Raw genomic sequence first — 21,178 nt, 5'->3', positions numbered from 1 at the left:
CGCGATGACCGCACGACCCACCCGGGAGCTCGGCTACGGGCTCGCCTTCCTCCTGCTGCTGGCCGGTCTGCTCGTCGGGACGGTCTCGCTCTACCGCGGCGATCTCGACGACACCGTCCAGGTCACCGTCGAGTCCCCGCGCGCCGGCCTGACGCTGGCCTCGGGCACCGCGGTGAAGATGCGCGGCGTCGAGATCGGGCGCGTCGAGCGCATCGAGTCCGACGGCGACCGCGTGCGCATCACCGTCGCCCTCGACCGCTCGCAGCTGAAGAACGTCCCGGCCGACGCCACCGCGCAGATCGTGCCGCCGACCGCCTTCGGCGCGAAGTACGTCCAGCTCTCCGCCCCGGAGACCCAGGCCGTCGCCGACCCGATCGCCGCGGGCGACACCATCCGCGCCGACAAGGTGACCGTCGAGATCAACCAGACCTTCGAGCGGCTCACCGGCGTCCTCGACGCCGCGCGGCCCACCCAGGTCAACGCGGCGCTGACGGCGCTGGCCACCGCGCTGGACGGGCGCGGCGAGCGCATCGGCGCGCTGGTCACCAGCCTCGACCGCTACGCGAAGGCGCTGCAGCCGAGCCTGCCGACGCTCGTCGCCGACCTGCGCCGGGCCGACGACGTCGCGCGCATCTACGCCGCCGCGACCCCCGACCTCCTCGCCGCCGGCGACGACGCCACGACGACGCTCGGCACGCTGCAGCGTCAGGAGGACGCCCTCCAGGACCTCCTCACGCGGCTGAAGGGCTTCTCGGGCACCACCGACGACCTCGTGCGCGCCGCGTCTCCGGGGCTGCGCCGCTCGCTCACCGAGCTGCGCTCGACCACGCGCATCCTCTCCCGCTACGCCCCCGAGCTGCCCTGCACGATCGAGGGCGTCGCCTACAACAACGGCAAGCTGGAGAAGGTCGTCGGCGGCCTGCAGCCGGGCATCACGACCTTCACCCGCCTGCAGCCGGGCATCGCGTCCTACACCGCGCCGAACGACCTGCCGCAGATCGGCGACACCCGCGGCCCCTCCTGCTACGGCCTCCCGGTGCTCGGCGCGAGCGAGCAGAACCCGCCGAACCCGTCGTTCAAGATCGGCACCGACCCGTACTCGCGCGACCCCGAGACGCCCACCGGCGACCTGGCGCAGACCTTCTTCGGCGCCCTGGCCGGCACCCTCAACCTGCTGCCCGGAGGTGGCCGATGAGCTCGCCGGTGATCCAGCGGCGCCGCAAGGACCTCGCTCGGCTGACGATCTTCCTGGTCGTCGCGGGCCTCATCACCGCCTACCTGGTGATGGTGGTCGGCGACATCCGGCCCGGCGACCGCCGCACCTACCACGCCACGTTCACCAACGTCTCCGGCCTCGAGGTCGGCGACCAGGTGCGCGTGGCCAGCGTGGCCGTCGGCACCGTGAAGGCCGTCGACGTGCGGCCCGACGCCCGCGTCCGGGTCACCTTCGACCTCGACTCCGACATCACCCTCAACGACTCCACGACCGCCGCCGTGCGCTACCGCAACCTCATCGGCGACCGCTACGTCGAGCTGGAGCGTCCGAGGGCCCAGGCGCCGGCGATGCGCGCGGGGGCCACGATCCCGGCCTCGCGCACCAGCTCCGCGCTCGACCTCGACACCCTGCTCAACGGCTTCAAGCCGCTGTTCGCCGGGCTCAACCCCACGCAGGTCAACGACCTGTCGGGCCAGCTCGTCGAGGTGCTCCAGGGCCAGCGCAGCGCCGTGACGCGGCTGGTCTCGACGATCGCCTCGCTCACCCCGGCGCTGGCCGATCGCGAGCAGCTGATCACCTCGGTCATCGGCAACCTCGACAGCGTGCTGGGCACCCTCGACGGTCGCCGCGACGCCCTCGGGGAGCTGATCGACCAGCTCAACGAGCTCTCCGGCGGCCTGGCCCGCGACGACGACCGGCTGCTCGACGCCGCCGGTCGCATCGACACGCTCTCGCAGCGCGGCACCGGCCTGGTCAACGGCGTGCGCCCCGACCTCACGCCGGTGCTGAAGGACCTCGCCACCGGCGCGGGTCGACTCGCCTCCCAGGGCGGCGAGCTCGACGGCGTCCTCAAGGAGCTGCCCCGGCACTACGACCGGATTGCCCAGACGGCGTCCTACGGCAACTTCTTCAACTTCTTCCTCTGCGGCGTCCGGCTGCGCCTGACCGAGCTCGGCGGCGTGGTCATCCAGACCCCGTGGATCTACAGCGACCTCGCGAGGTGCCAGCGATGATCGGACGACGACGCGCGCCCCGGCCCGCCGGCCGGCGACTCCTGCCCACCCCGCTCCTCGGCCTGATCGGCACGCTGCTCATCGTGCTGGTCGTCGTCGGGGCGATCCGGGCCGACTCCCTGCCGCTGCTCGACGGCGGACGGCACGTGAGGGTCGAGCTGCGCGAGGCCGGCGGCCTGCAGCCCGGCGACGACGTCGTCGTCTCCGGGGCGAAGGTCGGCACCGTCAAGGCCCTGCACCTGCGCGGCGACAGCGTCGAGGCCGACGTGCTGGTCAAGGACGGCGGGCTGCGCCTGGGCCGCGACACCCGCGCGAAGATCGTCACGATCACGCTGCTGGGCCAGGCGGCCCTCGAGCTCGTGCCGGCCGGCGACGGCGAGCTGGCCGGCGCCATCCCGAAGGAGCGCACGACCTCGCCCTACGACGTCACCAGCGCCCTGAGCCAGCTCACCACGGAGACCTCGCAGATCGACGTCGACCAGCTGGCCTCCTCGCTGCAGCAGGTGGCCTCGACGTTCTCCGACACCCCCGCCGAGGTGCGCCCGGCGCTCGAGGGCGTGACCCGGCTCTCCCAGGTGATCGCGCGCAACGACGAGACGCTGCGCAGCCTGCTGGCGCGCGCGAACCGCGTCACGAAGGTGCTCGCCAGCCGCGACACCCAGGTGGCCAGCCTCCTGCGCTCCGGCGAGGACCTCCTCGGCCAGCTGACGGTGCGGCGCCAGGTCGTCGAGTCGCTGCTGGTCGACGCCACCCGGGTCTCGCGGGCGGTGCGCTCGGCGGTGCGCGAGAACACCGACGCCCTCGGGCCGGCCCTCGACCGGCTCGACGACGTCGTCACGATCCTGCGCCGCAACCGCACCGAGATCGACGCCGCGCTCGACGGCGTCCGCGACTACGCCACGGCGTTCGGGGAGGCGGTCTCCTCCGGCCCCTACTTCGACGCCTACATCCAGAACCTGACGGCGCCGGCCAGCCTGGCGCCGATCGTCTCGGCCCTCCTGGAAGGACGCACGCAGTGAGCGCCCTCACCGCCCGTGCCGCCGCGCTGCGCGGCGCCCTCGGTCCCCGCCGTCTGCTCGCGATCGTCGTGGTGGCCGCGCTCGCCGTCGCCGGCCTCGCCTGGTGGCGCCACGACGACCGCACCACCGTCACCGCCTACTTCACCGGCACCACCGGCCTCTACGTCGGCGACCAGGTGCGGGTGCTCGGGGTGAAGGTCGGCGACGTCACCGCCGTCGAGCCGGAGGGCGGTCGCGTCAAGGTCGTGCTCGCCGTCGAGGACGACCAGGCCATCCCGCGCGACGTCAAGGCCGCGATCGTCGCGCCGAGCCTGGTGAGCGGACGCTTCGTCCAGCTCGCCCCGGCCTACACCGGCGGCCCGCGGCTGGCCGACGGCGCCGTGCTCGACACCGACCGCACGGCCGTCCCGGTGTCCTTCGACGAGGTCAAGAAGGAGCTCACCGACCTCGCCACCGCGCTCGGCCCCGATGGGCCGGTCGGCTCCACCGGCGCCCTCGCGCAGGCCATCGGCGCGGCCGACGCGAACCTCGGCCGCGGCGGCGCGGAGCAGCTGCGCGCCTCGCTGACCCGGCTGCGCAGCGCGGCCGCCAGCCTCTCCAGCGGCCGCAGCGACCTGTTCCAGACCGTCGAGAACCTCGACTCCTTCACCCGCAACCTGCTGCGCTACGACACCTCGGTGCGCGGGTTCACCACGAACCTGCGCTCGGCCTCCGACGTCCTCGCCACCAACCGCACCCAGCTCACCACCGCGGTGCGCGAGCTGGAGTCGGCGCTGCGCGAGGTCGGGACGTTCGCCGACCGCCACGACGTGCGGCTGGCCCGCGGCGTCGAGCACGCCGCCGACCTCTCCGCGACGCTGGCCGACAAGGCCGACGTCCTGGGCCAGATCCTGCACCTGGGCCCGCACGCGGTGGCCGACCTGTTCCTCGCCGTCGACAACCACGCCCTCACCGGACGCCTCGCGCTGGGCAACATCGACAGCACCGCCGAGCTGCTCTGCGGCCTGGTGCTCGGCGTCGGCGGGCCGAAGTCGACGTGCCAGTCGGCGCTCCTGCCGCTGCTGAACACGCTGGGCCTCGGCGCCGTGCCGGGCTCGGCCGCGAGCAAGGGAGGCGCCCGATGAGCCGCACGCCCTCGCGTCGCCTGGCCCGCGCCGCCGCCGGTCTCGCGCTGGTGGCCACCGCCCTGGCCGGCTGCCGGCTCCACCCCGGCGACAACGTGCTGCCCGGCCAGACCGCCGTCGGCTCCGACGGCTACCCCGTCACCGTCACCTTCGATCGCGTCGAGAACCTCGTGCCGAACTCCGCGGTGATGAAGGACGACGTCACCATCGGCACCGTCGCCGACATCGAGGTGAAGGACTGGCAGGCGAAGGTGACCCTCCGCCTCCTCAAGGACGTCGAGCTCCCGGCCAACGTCACCTTCGCCATCGGGCAGAAGACGCTGCTCGGCGCGCAGTACGTCGAGGTCGTCGACCCGGCCAAGCCCACCGGACGCCTGGCGGCGAACACCGCGGTGCCGGTCTCGCAGACCGGCGCCTACCCGGCCACCGAGCAGGTGCTGGGCGCCGCGTCGCTGCTGCTCAACAACGGCGGGCTCTCCCAGCTGAGCACCATCACCGGCGAGCTGAACAAGACCCTCGACGGTCGCACCACCGACGTCCGCTCGGTGGTGCGCAGCCTCGACGCCCTGCTCGCGACGCTCGACCGCAACCGCACCCAGCTGATCTCGACCCTCGACTCCCTCGACCGGCTCTCCGAGCAGCTGGTCGCCGGGGAGCCGCGGCTGCGGCGCGCCGTCGACCGCATCGGTCCGGGACTCGCGGCCCTCAACCGGCAGCGCGACCTCCTCGTCCAGGCGGTCACCCGCACCGGCGCGGCCAGCGTGCAGGCGTCGCGGCTGATCGCGGTCAACCAGGAGGCGCTGCTCGGCACCCTCGCCGACCTGCGGCCCGTCCTGAGCCGCATCTCCACCGTCGCCGACCAGATCCCCGAGGCGCTCAAGCTCGCGGTCACGGTGCCGTTCCCGATCATGACCTCGGGCCAGGCGCTGCGCGGCGACTACGCCAACCTGTTCGCCACCGTCGACGTCTCGAACCGGGCGCTGCTGGAGAACTTCGTGAAGCCCAGCGGCGGCACGCCCATCAAGGACGGCGGCGCGGCCGATCTCTCGCAGAGCGGGCTGGGCCAGCTGCTCGACCCGCCCACGCCGCCGCTGCTCGGCACCGTCCTCGGCGGGCTGCTGGGCGGCTCCGGCTCGGGCTCCGGCTCGGGCTCGACGCCGAAGGGCGGGACGGGCTCCTCCGGCGGGGGCTCGGGGACCGGGTCCGGGGCCGGGTCCTCATCGTCCTGCGGTCTGCTCGGCTCGCTCCTGGGAGGCTGTCGATGATCCTCACGCGTCTGGTCCGCGGCCAGCTGGTCGCCTTCGCGGTGCTCGGCTCGCTCGCCCTCGCCTTCGTGGCCGTCGTCTACGGCCGGGTGCCGGCGCAGGTCGGCGTCGGGCACTACGACGTCTCGGCCGACTTCGCCGACGCCAGCGGCCTCTACCCGCAGGCCAACGTCACCTACCGCGGCGTGACCGTCGGGCGGGTCACCGCGCTCGACCTGCGCCCCGACGGGGTGCGGGTGCGCATGCAGCTGGACTCCGACGCCCAGGTGCCCCGCGACGTCTCGGTGCAGCTGCACTCCACCAGCGCGATCGGGGAGCAGTACGTCGACCTCGTCCCGCCCGACGACCGCGGGCCCTACCTGGCCGACGGCGCCCTCGTCCCGCGGGCGCAGACCGTCCCGATGCCCCAGATCACCCCGGTGCTCGAGCGGCTCGACGGGCTGCTGGCCTCGGTGCCGAAGGCGGCGACGAGCCGCGTCCTCGACCAGGTCGACACCGGCCTGGGCGGCGCGGGCGACGACCTCGGCGGCCTCGTCGAGGCCTCCGACACCCTGCTCCAGACCGCGCAGCAGCGTCTGGCCGACACCCGCTCGCTCATCCGCGTCGCCGAGCCGACCCTGCGCACCCAGCAGGCGCTGGGCGGGCAGACGCAGCAGCTCTCGGCCTCGCTCGCGATGCTCACCCGTCAGCTGGCCGCGCGCGACGGCGACCTCGCGGCGCTGCTGCGCAGCGGTCCGACCTCGCTGCGCTCGCTCGACCGTCTGCTGCGCGACGTCCGCCCGACCCTGCCGACGCTGCTGGACAACCTGGGCACGATCGGGGAGCCGCTCACCGACTACCAGGCCAACCTCCAGCAGCTCGCGGTGATCTACCCGGCGCTGACCGCGAAGACCCAGGAGGCGCTGTTCCCGCGGGCCTCGGTGGGCGACGCCCGCCTCGACCTCCGTGCGCAGTTCAACGACCCCAGCTCCTGCATCACCGGCTACACGCCGGTCGACGAGCGACGCTCGCCGACCGACGTCACCGCGCGCGTCCCGGCGTCGGGGCAGTACTGCAAGCTCGCGCCGAGCGCGCCCGAGGGCGTGCGCGGCGCCCGCAACCTGCCGTGCCCGAACTCCGACCAGCGGGGCCCGTCGCCGGCCTCGTGCGGCCTGACCTACGGCACGGCGGTGCGCACCGGGCTGCCGGAGTCCTCGCGCATCGACGCGTCCACGGGGTCGGCCACCGGTGCCCAGCGCGCGGCCCTGGGGGTGCTCGAGGACGTCATGAGCCAGGTGGCGGGGCTGCTCGTGGGGGAGTAGGGCGGACCGGGGGACGCACAGCGGACGCACAGCGGACGAACAGGTTCACACAACCTGCCCGGGGCGCCATCCGATGTGACGTGCGCTACGAAGAGAGGTCACCCCTCTCATCCGATCCCGGAAGGTCCTCCATGTCCCGTCTGCAGCTCCGCTCCCGCCTGCCCCGCATGCCGCGTCCCAGCGCCCCGCTGGTCGTCTCGATCGCCGCCCTCGCCGTCGCGAGCACCGGCACCTCCTACGCCGCCGGCCTCATCGGCTCCGAGGACGTGCGCAACAACTCGCTGACCACCAGCGACATCAAGGACCGCTCGCTGCTGGCGCGCGACTTCGACTACGGCGAGCTGCCGCGCGGCCAGAAGGGCGCCACCGGTCCGCGCGGCGCCACCGGCCCGCAGGGCCCGGCCGGTGCCACCGGTCCCACGGGTGCGACCGGCGCTGCCGGCCCGCAGGGCGCGGCCGGCGTCGGCCGCTGGGCCCTGATCGGCCGCGACGGCTCGATCATCAAGCAGTCGGGCGGCTTCAGCGTCGTCGCGGCCTACCCGACCCTGCCGAACACCGCCACTCCGCCCGCCGACAACTCCCTGCGCGCCAACGGCAACGTCTACATCGACGCCGGCGAGGACCTCTCCGACAACGGCATCATCGTCACCCTGGCCCTGCAGAACACGATCGACCAGAACGCCGACACGATCACCAACGGTCGGGCGGCCGGCGCGGACTCGAACCCGGAGTTCTCCGGCGAGGTCACCACCAGCCTCTGCAACTACACCTCGCCCGCCCCGCCGTACGCGATCCCGACCAACTGCGCGCCCGCGGCCGCGCAGAACAACGAGTCGTTCGTCGTCAGCCCGCGGCTGAGCGACGGCTCGTTCACCACCGACGCCAACCGCAAGGCGTTCTACGTGGTGATCACCGGGGACTCCTCGGACTACACGCCCGCGCCCTGACGCGAGCGTCCCTGATCCCGACGCCGGTCGTCTGTGGGGGACGGCCGGCGTCGGCATGCTCGGGGTCGGGCGGCGAGGTCCCGGGGGCCCGCCGCGTCGGCGAGCGTCAGGCGGCGGCCGGTGCGGGCTTCCCGCTGCGCAGCCGCACGACGCCGGTGATCAGCCGCTGGTAGCCGGTCGGAGCGAGGCGCACGAGCAGGTCGTAGCCCTTGGCGTCCGGTCCGACGAGCACCCGCCGCCGGTTGCGGCGCACCGCCCGGAGGATCTGCGCGGCCGCGGAGTCGGCGGTGGTGATGAAGGTGCGCTCGAACTCGGCGGTGGCCTTCGGGCCGTCCTGGCGGAGGGCGGCCTGCGTGGAGGAGTCCATGCGCGCGGCCTGGGCGATGCCGGTCTTGATGCCACCGGGGTGCACGCACGTCGTCGAGACCGTCGAGCCGGTGAGCTCGAGGTCCTGGCGCAGCGACTCGGTGAACCCGCGCACGGCGTACTTGCTGGCGTTGTAGCCGCTCATGAGCGGCTGGGCGGTCAGGCCGAAGACGCTGGAGAGGTTGACGACGTGACCGCCGGTGGCCTCCAGGTGCGGCAGGAAGGCCTTCGTGCCGTGCACGACGCCCCAGAAGTTGATGTCCATGATCCAGCGGTAGTCGTCGAGCGAGAGGCCCGCGACGGTGCCCGAGAGGGCGACGCCGGCGTTGTTGAAGATCAGGTCGACCCGGCCGTGGTCGGCCACGACCGCGTCGGCCCAGGTCGCGACGGCCTCGGCGTCGGCGACGTCGACGATCGCGGTGGTGACCGTGACGCCCCCCACGAGCGCCGCGGTCTCCGCCAGGCCGTCGGCGTTCACGTCGCTGAGGGCGAGGTGGCAGCCCTCGCCGGCCAGGCGCAGCGCGAGCGCGCGGCCGATGCCGGATCCGGCGCCGGTGATGGCGGCGACCCGCCCCTGGAAGCTGCGCATGAGGTGTCCCTTCGATGTGATGACGACTGTCATCACATTAGGGGACGGTCGAGCGTCAGCGCACCGTGCCGCTCGTCACCCCAGGCCGACCGGGCGCCGGTGCAGCGGACGCGGCTGCGGCGCGAGCACGCGGGCCAGGCGCACGCGCAGGTGCAGCAGGACGGCACGCGGAGGGACGGCGGGGGAGCCGGTCATCGGGGACACCTCGTTCGAGGTCGGAGTCGGATGGACGGTGGCGGGACCGATCCGATGCCCGACCCAGCGCGTGTCCAAACCGCCGCCACCCCGGTGGGCGAACAGCCGTCGTCCCCGTAGGTTGGCGGCGACGACCGCGCCCGCGGTCGCTCCCTCTCGGCCCTCAGGAGTCCCGCATGCGCCTCTCGACCCGCAACCAGCTCGCCGGCACCGTCGAGTCCGTCACCACCGGCGAGGCGATGGCCGTCGTCCGCGTCCGGCTGGCCGGCGGCGAGGTGATCACCTCCTCGATCACCAAGGAGGCCGTCGACGAGCTCGGCCTCGCCGAGGGCGTCGCCGTCACCGCCCTGATCAAGTCCACCGAGGTCGCGCTCGGCGTCGAGTGAGCCGAGCGCGCCCGGTGCTGCGCCCCCGGCAGGACTCGAACCTGCGACCGGCGGATTAGAAGGCCGCTGCTCTATCCAGCTGAGCTACGGAGGCGGGTGCCCGCGGGGCGCGGGCCCGCCGACCTTATCGCGGCGGGCGCCCGGTGCCGCGTGCGCCCGCCGGCTCGCCGGCGGCGTCCACGGAGGGAGACGGTGGCGCAATATCCGACTAAGTCAGTACGGTTTGCGGAGAAATCCCCTCCGCTGATCGGACGACGATGCCCCGCTCCCTCCCCGCCCTCCTCGCCCTCGCCGTGGCGGCCCTGCCGCTCGGCGTGCTCGCCGGCCCGGCCTCCTCGGCGGCGCCCGCTGCGGACCGCGCCGACGCGCGCGTCGCCGCCCGGGCCTCGACGCCGCTGGTCGGCACGCTGCGCCTGACGCCCGGCAGCTGCGCGGGCGGCAAGGCCACCGGCACGTACCTGCGGATGATCCTGCCCAGCGGCGACCAGGGCGGCCCGTTCCTCTCCAACAACGACTCGCGCTGCAGCGACAAGACCTTCACGACGCTGCAGCCCGGCACCGACGGCGGCCTCGTCGTCGGCGGCGGCTACCAGCCCGCTCCCTCCCCGGTCTTCGACTCCTCCGGCAACGCGCAGGCCCGCCGGATCACCCTGCCCGCGACGTTCTACGGCACCGGCTTCGCGATGGTGACCCAGCCGGTGGAGCCGCAGACCCGCGTGCGCGTGCCCGCGCCGTCGGTCGTCGCCACCGGCACCCGCCTGACCGCGGACCTGCGAGCCTGGTCGGTCACCTGGAACAAGCAGTACTTCAACCAGGGCTCGCCGAAGCCGAACGGCTCGCGGCCCGGCAACACGATCCCGGCCACCGGCACCTACGACCCCGCCACCGGCGCGTTCACGCTCGTGTGGGCCAGTCAGGTGCAGGGCGGCCCGTTCGACAAGTTCACCGGCCAGTGGCACCTCGCGGGCACCTTCGTGCCGGCTCGTGCCGCGACGTCCCCCGGTCAGCAGGCCTCCGGCGCAGGCACCTCGACCGGCACCGGCGCCACGGGCTCCACCGCCACGGGCGGCACCACCGGCTCCTCGGGCGGGTCCTCGGGCGGCTCCGTGGCACCGGGCACGGTCGCCGGCACCGGCACGGCTGCAGCGCCGGGCTCCACCGCGTCGCGCGGCGCAGCGGGCACCGGCACGGCCGGGGCTCCCGGCACCGGCGCCGGGGTCGCCACGGGCACCGCCGGCACCACGACGGCGGCCGGCGTCCCCACCTCGACGCAGACGGTCGTCACCCGCGGCTACGACCTGCGCTGGTGGCAGCTGACGCTCGCCGTCCTGCTCGCGCTCGGGGGCCTCGCGACGGTGCTGGTGCTCAATCGCCGGCTCGCGTCCGCCGCCTCCGCCGCGCCGTCCGCCTCGGCCGCCGGGGACGCGCTGTGAGCGCCCGCCGCCTGCGCCTGGCGCGCGACGTCGTCGCGGCCGTGGTGATCGTCGACCTGCTGGGCATCGGCCTGCTGGCCGTGCGGCCCACCGAGACGACCCGCACCACCTCGACCCCGGTCGCGGGCTCCGACGTCGTCCAGGCCGCGCCCGCGCTGCCCGCGCCGTCGACCCCCGCCCTGCCGTCCGTCGACGCCGCCGCGCTCGGTCCGGCCACGGCCGGCGTCCCGCTCGCCGCTCCGGCCGCCGACCTGGCCGCCCCGGCCGCCACCCCGAGCGCGGCGCCGAGTGCCCCGGCGTCCTCGCCGTCGTCGTCCCCGAGCCAGCCGAGCCAGCCGAGCGACCCCGGCGACCCGGGCGACGCCGAGGACCGCGCCGTCTTCAAGGCTTGCCCGGTGCCGCTGCCCTCGCCCGGCCCGCAGGACGACGGCGGTCTGCGCTCGATCGTCCCGCTGGCCCCGGCCTTCGGGCCCTTCAGTGCCGAGGCGTTCGCCCCGGCGTCGGCCTACCAGCCGTTCCTGCAGGTGCTCGGCCCGCTGCTGGCGAAGTACCCGCAGCTGCACGAGGACCTCGCCCCCGCGCTCGACCCGCTCGTGAAGGCCTTCGGCACCGGCGCGCAGGGGCTCTTCGACCTCGTCGAGCCGCTCTACGGCCCGCGTCGGCAGCAGTTCGTCCAGCAGCTGGCCAACCTCGGCGAGGCGCTGGCGCCGCTCAGTGAGCAGGCCGCCTACTCGCCGATCGGCGGGTGCCTCGTCGCGCTCCAGGCCGCGATCCTGCCCGACTGACCCACCTCGATCGGGCCGATCAGGTCAGGGAGAGCTGGACGATGTCAGGGGCAGCTTCTCCTGACGACGTCCAGCTTCCCCGGATGTCCGGGGAAGCCGCTCCGGCCCGGATCAGCCGATCAACCGCCCCATCCACGACTCCACGTCGTCGGCGGAGCGGGGGAGGGCGGCGGAGAGGTTGGTCGAGCCGTCGGCGGTGACGAGGATGTCGTCCTCGATGCGGATGCCGATGCCGCGCAGCTCCTCAGGGACGAGGAGGTCGTCGGCCTGGAAGTACAGGCCGGGCTCGACGGTGAGCACCATGCCGGCGGCCAGCTCGCCCTTGGCGTAGGACTCCGGGGCGGCGCGGCCGCAGTCGTGGACGTCCATGCCGAGCATGTGGCTGGTGCCGTGCAGGGTCCAGCGGGCGTAGACCTTGCTCTCGGGGTCGAGGGCCTCCTCGGCCGAGACCGGCAGCAGGCCGAGGTCCTCCAGGCCGTGGGCGAGCACCCGCATGGAGGCCTCGTGCACCGAGGCGAACGGGACGCCGGGGCGCACCGCGGCGATGCCGGCGTCCTGCGCGGCGAGCACGAGCTCGTAGAGGCGACGCTGCACCGGGGTGAAGCGGCCGTCGACGGGCAGGGTGCGGGTGACGTCGGCGGTGTAGAGCTCGCGGTTCTCCACGCCCATGTCGAGCAGGGTGAGGGTGCCGGGCGTGATCGGGCCGGTGTTGTCGATCCAGTGCAGCGTGGTGGCGTGCTCGCCACCGGCGGCGATGGAGTCGTAGCCGATGTCGTTGCCCATCGCGCGGGCGCGGCGGAAGAAGGTGCCCTCGATCCAGCGCTCGCCGTGCTGCAGCACCTGCGGCCACTCGCGGACGACGTCCTCGAAGCCGAGGGTGGTGATGTCGCAGGCCTCCTGCAGCTGCGCGATCTCCCAGTCGTCCTTGACCAGACGCTGCTCGGAGACCACGCGGGCGAGGTCGTCGTCGAGCCCGGCGTCGCCGGTGACGAGGGCGTCGACGGCGGCGGAGATGCCGCGGTGCACCCGGGTCTTCGGGCCCGAGGCGAGGTCGTCGGCGAGCTGGTCGACGTGGCGCACCTCGATGCCGAGGGAGTCGGAGATCTCCTGGGCGCTGGGACGCCGCCCGGCCCACAGCTCGCCGTACTGGCGGTCGCGGAAGAACTCGTCGCTCTCGCGGGACGCGCGCGGGCGGGCGTAGAGCACGTGCTGGTCGTCCTGGACGACGAGCACGGCGTCGGAGGTCTGGTTGCCGCTGTAGTAGGTGTGGGCGGTGTCGGGACGGAACCGGTAGTCGGTGTCGTTCGAGCGCACCTTGAAGGTTCCGGCGGGCAGCACGAGCCGCTCGCCGGGGAAGGTCGCGGCCAGCGCGGCGCGACGGCGCGCGGCGGGGTCGGCGACGGCCTGCCGCGGGAGGTCGAGCTCGCGGTCGCCCCAGCCACGGCGCATGAAGGCGGCGTACGCGGCGGGCACGGCCGGGTCGTGCGACTCCGTGCGGTGCTCGGCGTCGGCGGCCTCGGCGGCCTCGGCGGCCTCGGGGGTCTGGATGGTCTGCGGCTCGGTGGCCCCGGTGCTCTCCTCGCTCATGCGCGCCACTGTACGCGCGGCCCGCCGCGTCCGCCCGGGCCGTCGGAGGGGGTCGCGCGCGTCGCGGACCGATAGGGTCGGGCGCATGACCGCGGGCCGATCCTCCAGCCTCGTCTTCACGGTCGTCGTCACCCTCGCGACGGTGCTCGGCGCCCTCGGCATGCTGCTGGTCATCGCCCTCTCGGGTGCCCCGGGCACGCTCGTCGTCGCCACGGTCCTCGCCGCGCTGCCCGTCGGCCCGCTGGTGGCCTGCTACCTGTGGCTGGACCGCTACGAGCCCGAGCCGCGCGGGCTCCTGGCCGCGGGCCTGCTGTGGGGCGGCTTCGTGGCCACGGCCGCGGCCCTGGTGATCCAGGGCGTCGGCGGCCTCGTGGTGCGGTTCAGCGACGACGCCTCGCTGGCGATCGCGGCCCCGATCACCGAGGAGCTCAGCAAGGGCCTGTTCCTCGTGCTGCTGCTGTGGTGGCGCCGCGACGAGCTCGACGGCGTCCTCGACGGCATCGTCTACGCCGGCATGGTCGGCATCGGGTTCGCCTTCGTCGAGAACATCCTCTACCTCGCCGCGGCCTACGACGGCACCGACGGCGTCGGCCCGGGCGGCACCTCGGCCCTGACGCACACCTTCGTGCTGCGCTGCCTGCTCAGCCCGTTCGCCCACCCGCTGTTCACCACCTTCACCGGCATCGGCGTCGGCCTGGCCGTGGCCAGCCGCTCGCGCACGGTGCGCGTCCTCGCCCCGCTGGGCGGCTACGCGCTCGCCGTGCTGGCCCACGGCCTGTGGAACGCCTCCACGATCTTCGGCGCCCTCGGCTTCGCGTTCGTCTACGCGGTGCTCGCGATCCCGGCGTTGGTGGGCCTGGTCTCCCTCGCGCTGTGGGCCCGCCGCTACGAGCGCCGGATGCTGACGGCGGCCCTCGGCGACGCCGCCGCACGGGGCCTCATCCCGGCCACCGACATCGGCTGGGTCGTCGACCTCCGAGCCCGGCGCCGCGCCCGGCGGCACGCCCGCGCCACCGGCGGTGCACCGGCCGAGCGGGTCATGAGGGAGTATCAACTCGCTGCGGTGGAGCTGGGTTTCCTGCATCATCGCTTCCTGCGCGGCACCCCGCCGCCGGACTTCGCCGAGCGCGGACGCTCCTACGTCGCCCGCATCGGCCAGGTCCGCCCCCACGTCGCCTTTCCCGGACAGGTGGTCCCCACTCGATGACAGCCTCCGCCGACGGCTCGTCCTCGAGCCCCGAGCACGACGCCCAGATGCTCACCGCCCTGGTGCGCCTGCGCGGTGCGCTGCAGGTGGCCGCACTCCCGCTGGACCTCCCCGGCGTCGAGCCGCTGCGCGCCGCGCGCGCCCAGCTGGTCGACCAGCTGGAGGACTACGTCATCCCGCGCGTGATGACCATCGAGGCCCCGCTGGTGGCCGTCGTCGGCGGCTCCACGGGCGCCGGCAAGTCGACGCTGGTCAACTCGCTGGTCGGCGAGCGCGTCACCAACCCCGGTCTGCTGCGGCCCACGACCCGCTCCGCGGTCCTCGTCCACCACCCCGACGACGGCCACTGGTTCGGCCAGGACCGCCTCCTGCCCGACCTGCGCCGCGTCGACCACCTCACCGACGACCCCTCCTCGCTGCAGCTGGTGGCCTCCGAGCTCATGCCGCGCGGCCTGGCGCTGGTCGACGCCCCCGACGTCGACTCCGTCGAGCAGCGCAACCGCGAGCTCGCCGCCCAGCTGCTCGCCGCCGCCGACCTCTGGCTCTTCGTCACCTCCGCGGCCCGCTACGCCGACCAGGTGCCCTGGCAGTACCTCCGCCAGGCCGCCGACCGCGCCACCGCCGTCGCCGTCGTCCTCGACCGCACCCCGGCCGACGCCGTCGAGACCGTCGCCACCCACCTGGCGCGCATGCTCGCCTCGCGCGGCCTCAAGGACTCCCCGATCTTCACCGTCCACGAGGGACCCATCGACGAGGAGGGCCTGCTGCCGCGCAGCCACGTCGCCGACGTCCGCGGCTGGCTCGACGCCCTCGCCGAGGACCCCGGCGGCCGCACCGTCGTCGTCAAGCAGACGCTCGAGGGCGCCATCCGCGCGATGACCCACCACACCTATCCGCTCGTCGAGGCCGTGGGCGAGCAGCACCGCGCCGTCGAGGAGCTCACCGGCGACGTCCGCAGCGCCTACGCCACCGCCACCGCGACGGCCGTCGCCGGCGCCACCGACGGCGGACTGCTCAGCGGCGAGGTGCTCGCCCGCTGGCAGGACTTCGTCGGCACCGGCGAGCTCCTCCGCTCCCTCGACAACCGCGTCGGCTGGCTGCGCGACCGCGTCGTCGGCGCCGTGAAGGGCAAGCCGCAGCAGGCCGAGCGCGTCACCCTCGCGGTCGAGTCGGCCGTCGAGCTGCTCGTCCTCGAGCACGCCGAGCGGGCAGCCAGCGCGATCGCGGCCGCCTGGTCCGAGCGCACCGCCGGCCCCAGCCTGCTCGCATCCGGCTCCGACCTCGGCCGCGCCTCGCGCGACCTGCGTCGCCGCGCCGAGTCGGCCGTGCGCCTGTGGCAGGGCCAGGTCACCGACCTCGTCCGCGCCGACGGCGCCGACAAGCGGTCCGCGCGCTACCTCGCCTTCGGCCAGACCGGCCTCTCGGTGGCGCTCATGGTGCAGGTCGTCGCCGCCGACGCCCCGGCCGGGCCCGCCCGCGACTCCGTCGTCCTGGGCCGCCAGCTGCTCGACGCCGTCTTCGGCAGCGCCGAGGTCGAGCAGATGGTGACCACCGCGGTCGCCTCGCTGCGCGAGGTCGTCCGGGGGCTGGTGGAGTCCGAGGCCGTCCGCTTCGAGGAGCTCCTGCACGGCGTCGAGGTGCCGGCCGACGCCGGCGAGCAGCTGCGCGAGGCGGCTCGCCGGGTCGACGACGCGCGGTTCGCCGGCTCGTCCCGCTGAGCCTGCTGCTGAGCCAGTCGCCCAGCCCGCCGCCCAGCGCCTGCGGGCGGGGGCGGCGACCGGGGAGCGTGCCGGGTGTCGGGAGCTCGCGCCCAGGACACTAAGGTGGGCGCGGGCGCACTGGCGCGTCCGACCCCCCTTGAACGTGAGAGAGAGCGATGACGTCCCTGCAGGAGGCGACCCAGACGCTGGTGGCCCGCCGCACCGACCTCGGAGCCCGCATCGACGGCCTGATCGCGGCGGTCGACGCCTCCCGCGGCCGCGTCGACGACGCCCTGCTCGACGACGCCGCCACGGTCGTCGGGCGGGCCGCGTCGCGGCTGCGCCTCTCCTCCGACCACACCGTCGTCGCGATCGCCGGCGCCACGGGCTCGGGCAAGTCCTCCACCTTCAACGCCCTCACCGGCCTGGAGCTCTCCGCGGTGGGCGTGCGTCGGCCCACGACCTCGTGGGCCACGGCCTGCATCTGGGGCGCCGAGGGCGCGGAGGAGGTCCTCGACTGGCTCGGCATCCCGCCGCGTCACCAGACCACCCGCGACTCCATGCTCGACACCCGCCGCGAGACCCACGAGCTCGACGGCGTCGTCCTGCTCGACCTGCCCGACCACGACTCCACCGAGGTCGCCCACCATCTCGAGGTCGATCGCCTCGTCGGGCTGGCCGACATGCTCATCTGGGTGCTCGACCCCCAGAAGTACGCCGACGCCGCCATCCACGACCGCTACCTCGCGCCGCTGCGCGAGCACGCCGAGGTCATGGTCGTCGTCCTCAACCACATCGACACCGTGCCGGAGGACCGCCGTCAGTCGATGCTCGACGACGTCCGCCGCCTCGTCGACGCCGACGGCCTCACCGACGTCCCGGTCATCGCGATCTCCGCGCGCCAGGGCACCGGCCTCGACGAGCTGCGCGCTCGCATCGGCGCCCGGGTCACCGACAAGCAGCTCACCCGCGATCGTCTCGACGCCGACCTGCGCGGCATCGCCGAGCGGCTCTCCGAGGCCACCGGCGCCCCCGCGGCCCGCGGCCTCGACCCCGCCCGCATCGCCGCCACCGACGCCGCCCTGGCCGAGGCCGCCGGCGTCCCCGTGCTCGTCGACGCCGTGCTGCGCTCCAACCGCGCGCGGGTGCGGCGGGCCGTCGGGTGGCCGCTGGTCTCCTGGACCGGCCGGCTCCGCAAGGACCCCCTCAAGCGGCTCGAGCTCGACCTCGGCGAGGCCGGTGGCCGGCTCTCCGGCTCCTCCGCGGCGGTGCCCACCGCCGTCGGCGTGGCCGGCGGCCGCGTCGACAGCGAGGTGCGCGCCCTGGCCGACGAGACCGCCCGCGGCCTCGGCGCGGGCTGGTCGGCGTCGCTGACCCGCGCGGCAACCGCGCGACTCGCCGAGGTGGGTCCGCGCCTGGAGCGCGAGGTCGCCGCCGTCGACCTCGAGGCCCACCGCCTCCCGGGCTGGGCCCAGGGCGTGCGGATCCTCCAGTGGCTGCTGCTCCTCGGCGCCGTCGGGGCGCTGGTCTGGGGCCTCTCCGGCCCGGCCGACGTGGCGCAGGTCGGGCCGCTCGCGCTGCCCTACGCCCTCGCGATCGCCGCGCTCGTGCTCGGGCTCGTCCTCGGGCTCGTGGCCGCGTCGAAGGCGGGGGAGGCCGCCCAGGAGCGCGCCGACGCCGCCTCCCGCCGTCTCCAGGACGCCGTCGCCGGCGTCGACCGCGACCTCGTCGTCGGGCCGATCCAGGCTGAGCTCGGGGTGCACGCCTCGGTGCGCGAGGGCCTGGCGCGCGCCCTGCGCTGACGCGCTCGCGCAGCCGCACGGCGCCCGCGCGCCGCCTGCACGGCTGCCCGCACGCCGCCTGGCGTGCACAGGGCGGTCTTCGACACCCTCCTCCACCGCCACGACCGGAGCCCTGGCGATGCAGCAGCCGCTCGGCGCAGGCTCGTCCTCGAGGCCGGCACCGGGTCGGCCGCCGAGGAGGAGCCATGACCGAGACCGTCGTCACCCTGCAGGGCTGGCTGGGCAGCGACGTGACGCTGCGCCGCGCCGGCGAGGCGTCCGTCGCCAGCTTCCGGCTGGCCAGCCAGCCGCGCCGCTGGTCGCGCCGCACCGAGAGCTGGGTCGACGGGGAGACCCAGTGGTACACCGTCACCGCCTGGCGGGCGCTGGCCGAGCACGCCGCCGCGTCCCTGCGGCGCGGTGACCCGGTCGTGCTGCACGGCCGGCTCTCCACCCGGGCGTGGACCAACGCCGCGGGCGTCGAGATGAGCGGAGTCGAGGTGGAGGCGCTGCTGCTGGGCCACGACCTCGCTCGTGGCACCAGCGCGTTCACGCGCGCCGTCCGCACCACCGCCGAGCCGTCGGACCAGGCCCAGGACCAGTCCCAGGACCAGGCCCAGGAGCAGTCCCCGCACCTGGGGGAGGGCCCCGTCGACGTCGCAGCGGAGGCGGGGGAGTCCGCAGAGCCGGCAGCGTGAGACGGCCCGACTGGGGTGGAGGGCCCCTCGCGCACTAGGCTCGGGCCTCATGGCGGAATATGTCTTCACCCTGCGCAACGTGCGCAAGGCCCACGGCGACAAGGTCGTCCTCGACAACGTCACCCTCTCGTTCCTGCACGGCGCCAAGATCGGCGTCGTCGGCCCCAACGGCACCGGCAAGTCCTCCCTGCTGAAGATCATGGCCGGGCTCGACCAGGCCAACAACGGCGACGCGATCCTCGACCCCGAGGCCACCGTCGGCATGCTCCAGCAGGAGCCGCCGCTGACCGAGGGCAAGACGGTGCTGGAGAACGTCCAGGAGGCCGTCGGCGACATCGTGGCCAAGATGGCGCGCTTCAACGAGGTCTCCGAGGCGATGGGCGACCCCGACGCCGACTTCGACGCGCTGATGGCCGAGATGGGCGACCTGCAGACCGAGCTCGACAACGCGAACGCCTGGGACCTCGACTCCCGGCTCGACCAGGCGATGGACGCGCTGCGCTGCCCGCCGCCGGACGTCCTGGTCGACCACCTCTCCGGTGGTGAGCGTCGCCGCGTGGCCCTGTGCAAGCTGCTGCTCCAGCAGCCCGACCTGCTGCTGCTCGACGAGCCCACCAACCACCTCGACGCCGAGTCGGTGCAGTGGCTGGAGGGTCACCTCAAGACCTACCCGGGCGCCGTCCTGGCGATCACCCACGACCGGTACTTCCTCGACAACGTCGCCGAGTGGATCCTCGAGCTCGACCGCGGCAAGGCGCACCCCTACGAGGGCAACTACTCCACCTACCTGGAGACCAAGAAGGAGCGCCTGAAGATCGAGGGGCAGAAGGACGCCAAGCGCGCCAAGATGCTCGAGAAGGAGCTGGAGTGGGTCCGCTCCAACGCCAAGGCGCGTCAGACCAAGAGCAAGTCGCGCCTGGCCCGCTACGAGGAGATGGCCGCCGAGGCCGACAAGGCCCGCAAGATCGACACCGCCGACATCAACATCCCGCCGGGCCCGCGCCTGGGTGACGTCGTGCTCGAGGCCAAGGGCCTCACCAAGGGCTTCGAGGGTCGCACCCTGTGGAACGACATCTCCTTCACCCTGCCCCGTGCCGGCATCGTCGGCATCGTGGGTCCCAACGGCGTCGGCAAGACCACCCTGTTCCGGATGATCACCGGCGGCGAGACGCCTGACTCCGGCGTCCTCACCGTCGGCCAGACGGTCAAGCTGTCCTACGTCGACCAGAGCCGGGGCGGCATCGACCCCAACAAGAACGTCTGGGAGGTCGTCTCCGACGGCCTGGACTTCATCAAGGTCGCCAACTTCGAGATGAACAGCCGCGCCTACGTCGCGTCGTTCGGCTTCAAGGGTCCCGACCAGCAGAAGAAGGCCGGCGTGCTCTCCGGAGGCGAGCGCAACCGCCTCAACCTCGCGCTCACCCTCAAGCAGGGCGGCAACGTGCTGCTGCTCGACGAGCCCACCAACGACCTCGACGTCGAGACGCTCTCCTCCCTCGAGGACGCCCTGCTCGACTTCCCGGGCTGCGCCGTGGTCACCTCCCACGACCGGTGGTTCCTCGACCGCATCGCCACCCACATCCTCGCCTGGGAGGGCACCGAGGACGCCGAGGGCGAGTGGTTCTGGTTCGAGGGCAACTTCGCCTCCTACGAGGAGAACAAGATCGAGCGCCTCGGCGTGGAGGCGGCCCGTCCGCACCGCGTCACGCACCGTCGCCTCACCCGCGACTGACCTGCAGCACCACGTCCTCGGGGGCGCCGACCGTCGTGGTCGGCGCCCCCGCGGCGTGCGCGGCCTTCGCGGACGGCCCCGGGGCTCGACGACGCCTACGGACATCAGGCTGACGACGTCGGGCCGTCCGGTCGGCCCGCCGGTGCGATCAGGTCAGGGTGAACTGGACGTTGTCAGGGGCAACTTCCCCTGACAACGTCCAGTTTCCCCGGATATCCGGGGAAGCTGCCCCTCAGCGCAGCTCGCGCTCGGGGTGCTCCCCGATCAGGCGGTCGGCGACGGTGTCGAACACGCGGCCCACCGCCTGGAAGTCGTCGGGGTCGACGAGGTCGACGAGGTGGTCGCGCACGCCGTTGACGTGCATCGGCGCGACGGTCTCCAGCAGCGCCAGACCCGGTGCGGTGAGCACGGCGACGATGCCCCGGCCGTCATCGTCGGCGGACGTGCGCTCGACCAGGCCGTCGCGCTCGAGGCGGGCGACGGTGTGGGTCACGCGGCTGCGGCTGTGGGCCAGCGCGGCGGCCAGGCGGGCCATCCGCATCCGTCCCTGGTTCTCCGAGAGGCGCACGAGGATCTCGTACTCCACCAGGGAGAGGTCGAAGTGGGTGCGCAGGTCCGCGTCGAGCTTGTCCATGAGGAGCGTGGTCCCGAGGAGGAGTGCGCGCCAGGCCTTCTGCTGCTCGGCGTCGAGCCAGCGACCGACCGGGGGCGGGGTCCCCGCGCGGTCGACGGCCGGGGCGGCGCTCGGGTCGGGTCGGGTGCTCACCGGGCGATGGTAGTGGTCCGTACCACCTCGCGTGCCCGAAGCGCGAAGAGCGCCCGGCCGCCGTGGCG

The 21,178-nt window shown here is 74.2% G+C and carries 18 protein-coding genes and 1 tRNA gene; 15 read left to right on the top strand and 4 right to left on the bottom strand.

What is annotated here, in order from left to right:
• Positions 1–4: 4 nt before the first annotated feature.
• The 7 genes from ACZDWJ_RS02590 to ACZDWJ_RS02560 all read left to right on the top strand — a co-directional run bounded on the left by ACZDWJ_RS02590 (position 5) and on the right by ACZDWJ_RS02560 (position 7,885).
• Entirely contained in the window at positions 5–1,195 is a 1,191-nt protein-coding gene (locus ACZDWJ_RS02590; protein ID WP_463519352.1) for an MCE family protein, read from the top strand.
• Entirely contained in the window at positions 1,192–2,229 is a 1,038-nt protein-coding gene (locus ACZDWJ_RS02585) for an MCE family protein (RefSeq protein ID WP_463519351.1), read from the top strand. The genes ACZDWJ_RS02590 and ACZDWJ_RS02585 overlap by 4 nt, the downstream gene beginning before the upstream one ends.
• Positions 2,226–3,248, top strand: a complete 1,023-nt coding sequence (locus ACZDWJ_RS02580) for an MCE family protein (RefSeq protein ID WP_463519350.1) — start codon at positions 2,226–2,228, stop codon at positions 3,246–3,248. The genes ACZDWJ_RS02585 and ACZDWJ_RS02580 overlap by 4 nt, the downstream gene beginning before the upstream one ends.
• Positions 3,245–4,372, top strand: a complete 1,128-nt coding sequence (locus ACZDWJ_RS02575; RefSeq protein WP_463519349.1) for an MCE family protein — start codon at positions 3,245–3,247, stop codon at positions 4,370–4,372. The genes ACZDWJ_RS02580 and ACZDWJ_RS02575 overlap by 4 nt, the downstream gene beginning before the upstream one ends.
• Positions 4,369–5,637: an MCE family protein gene (locus ACZDWJ_RS02570; protein ID WP_463519348.1), complete on the top strand. Its 1,269-nt coding sequence runs from the start codon at positions 4,369–4,371 to the stop codon at positions 5,635–5,637. Before ACZDWJ_RS02575 ends, ACZDWJ_RS02570 begins: the two co-directional genes overlap by 4 nt.
• Entirely contained in the window at positions 5,634–6,938 is a 1,305-nt protein-coding gene (locus tag ACZDWJ_RS02565; protein WP_463519347.1) for an MCE family protein, read from the top strand. The genes ACZDWJ_RS02570 and ACZDWJ_RS02565 overlap by 4 nt, the downstream gene beginning before the upstream one ends.
• Positions 6,939–7,069: 131 nt before the next feature.
• Positions 7,070–7,885, top strand: a complete 816-nt coding sequence (locus ACZDWJ_RS02560) for a collagen-like triple helix repeat-containing protein (RefSeq protein ID WP_463519346.1) — start codon at positions 7,070–7,072, stop codon at positions 7,883–7,885.
• Between the two features lie 106 nt (positions 7,886–7,991).
• Here ACZDWJ_RS02560 and ACZDWJ_RS02555 read toward each other — a convergent pair whose 3' ends face one another.
• Complete coding sequence (locus ACZDWJ_RS02555; RefSeq protein WP_463519345.1) at positions 7,992–8,840, bottom strand: SDR family NAD(P)-dependent oxidoreductase; 849 nt, start codon at positions 8,838–8,840, stop codon at positions 7,992–7,994.
• Positions 8,841–9,211: 371 nt separating this feature from the next.
• Here ACZDWJ_RS02555 and ACZDWJ_RS02550 point away from each other — a divergent pair, with 371 nt between their 5' ends.
• Complete coding sequence (locus tag ACZDWJ_RS02550) at positions 9,212–9,421, top strand: TOBE domain-containing protein (RefSeq protein WP_463519344.1); 210 nt, start codon at positions 9,212–9,214, stop codon at positions 9,419–9,421.
• Positions 9,422–9,441: 20 nt separating this feature from the next.
• On the opposite strand, the gene ACZDWJ_RS02545 is transcribed toward ACZDWJ_RS02550, so the two are convergent.
• Positions 9,442–9,515: transfer RNA gene (locus ACZDWJ_RS02545), tRNA-Arg, on the bottom strand.
• A gap of 163 nt (positions 9,516–9,678) precedes the next feature.
• On the opposite strand from ACZDWJ_RS02545, the gene ACZDWJ_RS02540 reads away from it, so the two are divergent.
• Both ACZDWJ_RS02540 and ACZDWJ_RS02535 read left to right on the top strand, forming a co-directional pair.
• Positions 9,679–10,854, top strand: a complete 1,176-nt coding sequence (locus ACZDWJ_RS02540; RefSeq protein WP_463519343.1) for a hypothetical protein — start codon at positions 9,679–9,681, stop codon at positions 10,852–10,854.
• Positions 10,851–11,639, top strand: coding sequence for a hypothetical protein (locus ACZDWJ_RS02535; protein WP_463519342.1), 789 nt, complete (start codon positions 10,851–10,853; stop codon positions 11,637–11,639). Before ACZDWJ_RS02540 ends, ACZDWJ_RS02535 begins: the two co-directional genes overlap by 4 nt.
• Positions 11,640–11,750: 111 nt before the next feature.
• On the opposite strand, the gene ACZDWJ_RS02530 is transcribed toward ACZDWJ_RS02535, so the two are convergent.
• Positions 11,751–13,226, bottom strand: a complete 1,476-nt coding sequence (locus ACZDWJ_RS02530; RefSeq protein ID WP_463519341.1) for an aminopeptidase P family protein — start codon at positions 13,224–13,226, stop codon at positions 11,751–11,753.
• Between the two features lie 85 nt (positions 13,227–13,311).
• On the opposite strand from ACZDWJ_RS02530, the gene ACZDWJ_RS02525 reads away from it, so the two are divergent.
• The 5 genes from ACZDWJ_RS02525 to ettA all read left to right on the top strand — a co-directional run bounded on the left by ACZDWJ_RS02525 (position 13,312) and on the right by ettA (position 20,344).
• Positions 13,312–14,433, top strand: coding sequence for a PrsW family intramembrane metalloprotease (locus ACZDWJ_RS02525; RefSeq protein WP_463519340.1), 1,122 nt, complete (start codon positions 13,312–13,314; stop codon positions 14,431–14,433).
• A complete protein-coding gene (locus ACZDWJ_RS02520; protein ID WP_463519339.1) occupies positions 14,430–16,151 on the top strand; it encodes a dynamin family protein in 1,722 nt (573 codons plus the stop codon). Before ACZDWJ_RS02525 ends, ACZDWJ_RS02520 begins: the two co-directional genes overlap by 4 nt.
• A 158-nt stretch (positions 16,152–16,309) precedes the next feature.
• Complete coding sequence (locus ACZDWJ_RS02515) at positions 16,310–17,935, top strand: GTPase (protein WP_463519338.1); 1,626 nt, start codon at positions 16,310–16,312, stop codon at positions 17,933–17,935.
• Positions 17,936–18,120: 185 nt separating this feature from the next.
• Complete coding sequence (locus tag ACZDWJ_RS02510) at positions 18,121–18,612, top strand: single-stranded DNA-binding protein (RefSeq protein WP_463519337.1); 492 nt, start codon at positions 18,121–18,123, stop codon at positions 18,610–18,612.
• A 49-nt stretch (positions 18,613–18,661) separates the two neighbouring features.
• A complete protein-coding gene (gene ettA / locus ACZDWJ_RS02505) occupies positions 18,662–20,344 on the top strand; it encodes an energy-dependent translational throttle protein EttA (protein ID WP_463519336.1) in 1,683 nt (560 codons plus the stop codon).
• Between the two features lie 232 nt (positions 20,345–20,576).
• Here ettA and ACZDWJ_RS02500 read toward each other — a convergent pair whose 3' ends face one another.
• Positions 20,577–21,110 carry a MarR family winged helix-turn-helix transcriptional regulator gene (locus ACZDWJ_RS02500; protein ID WP_463519335.1) on the bottom strand — a complete coding sequence of 178 codons (534 nt, stop codon included), beginning with the start codon at positions 21,108–21,110 and terminating at the stop codon, positions 20,577–20,579.
• Between the last annotated feature and the right edge of the window lie 68 nt (positions 21,111–21,178).

The sequence above is a fragment of the Nocardioides sp. B129/18 genome, from assembly GCF_055282735.1.
This window is presented reverse-complemented; position numbering and strand designations above follow the sequence as displayed.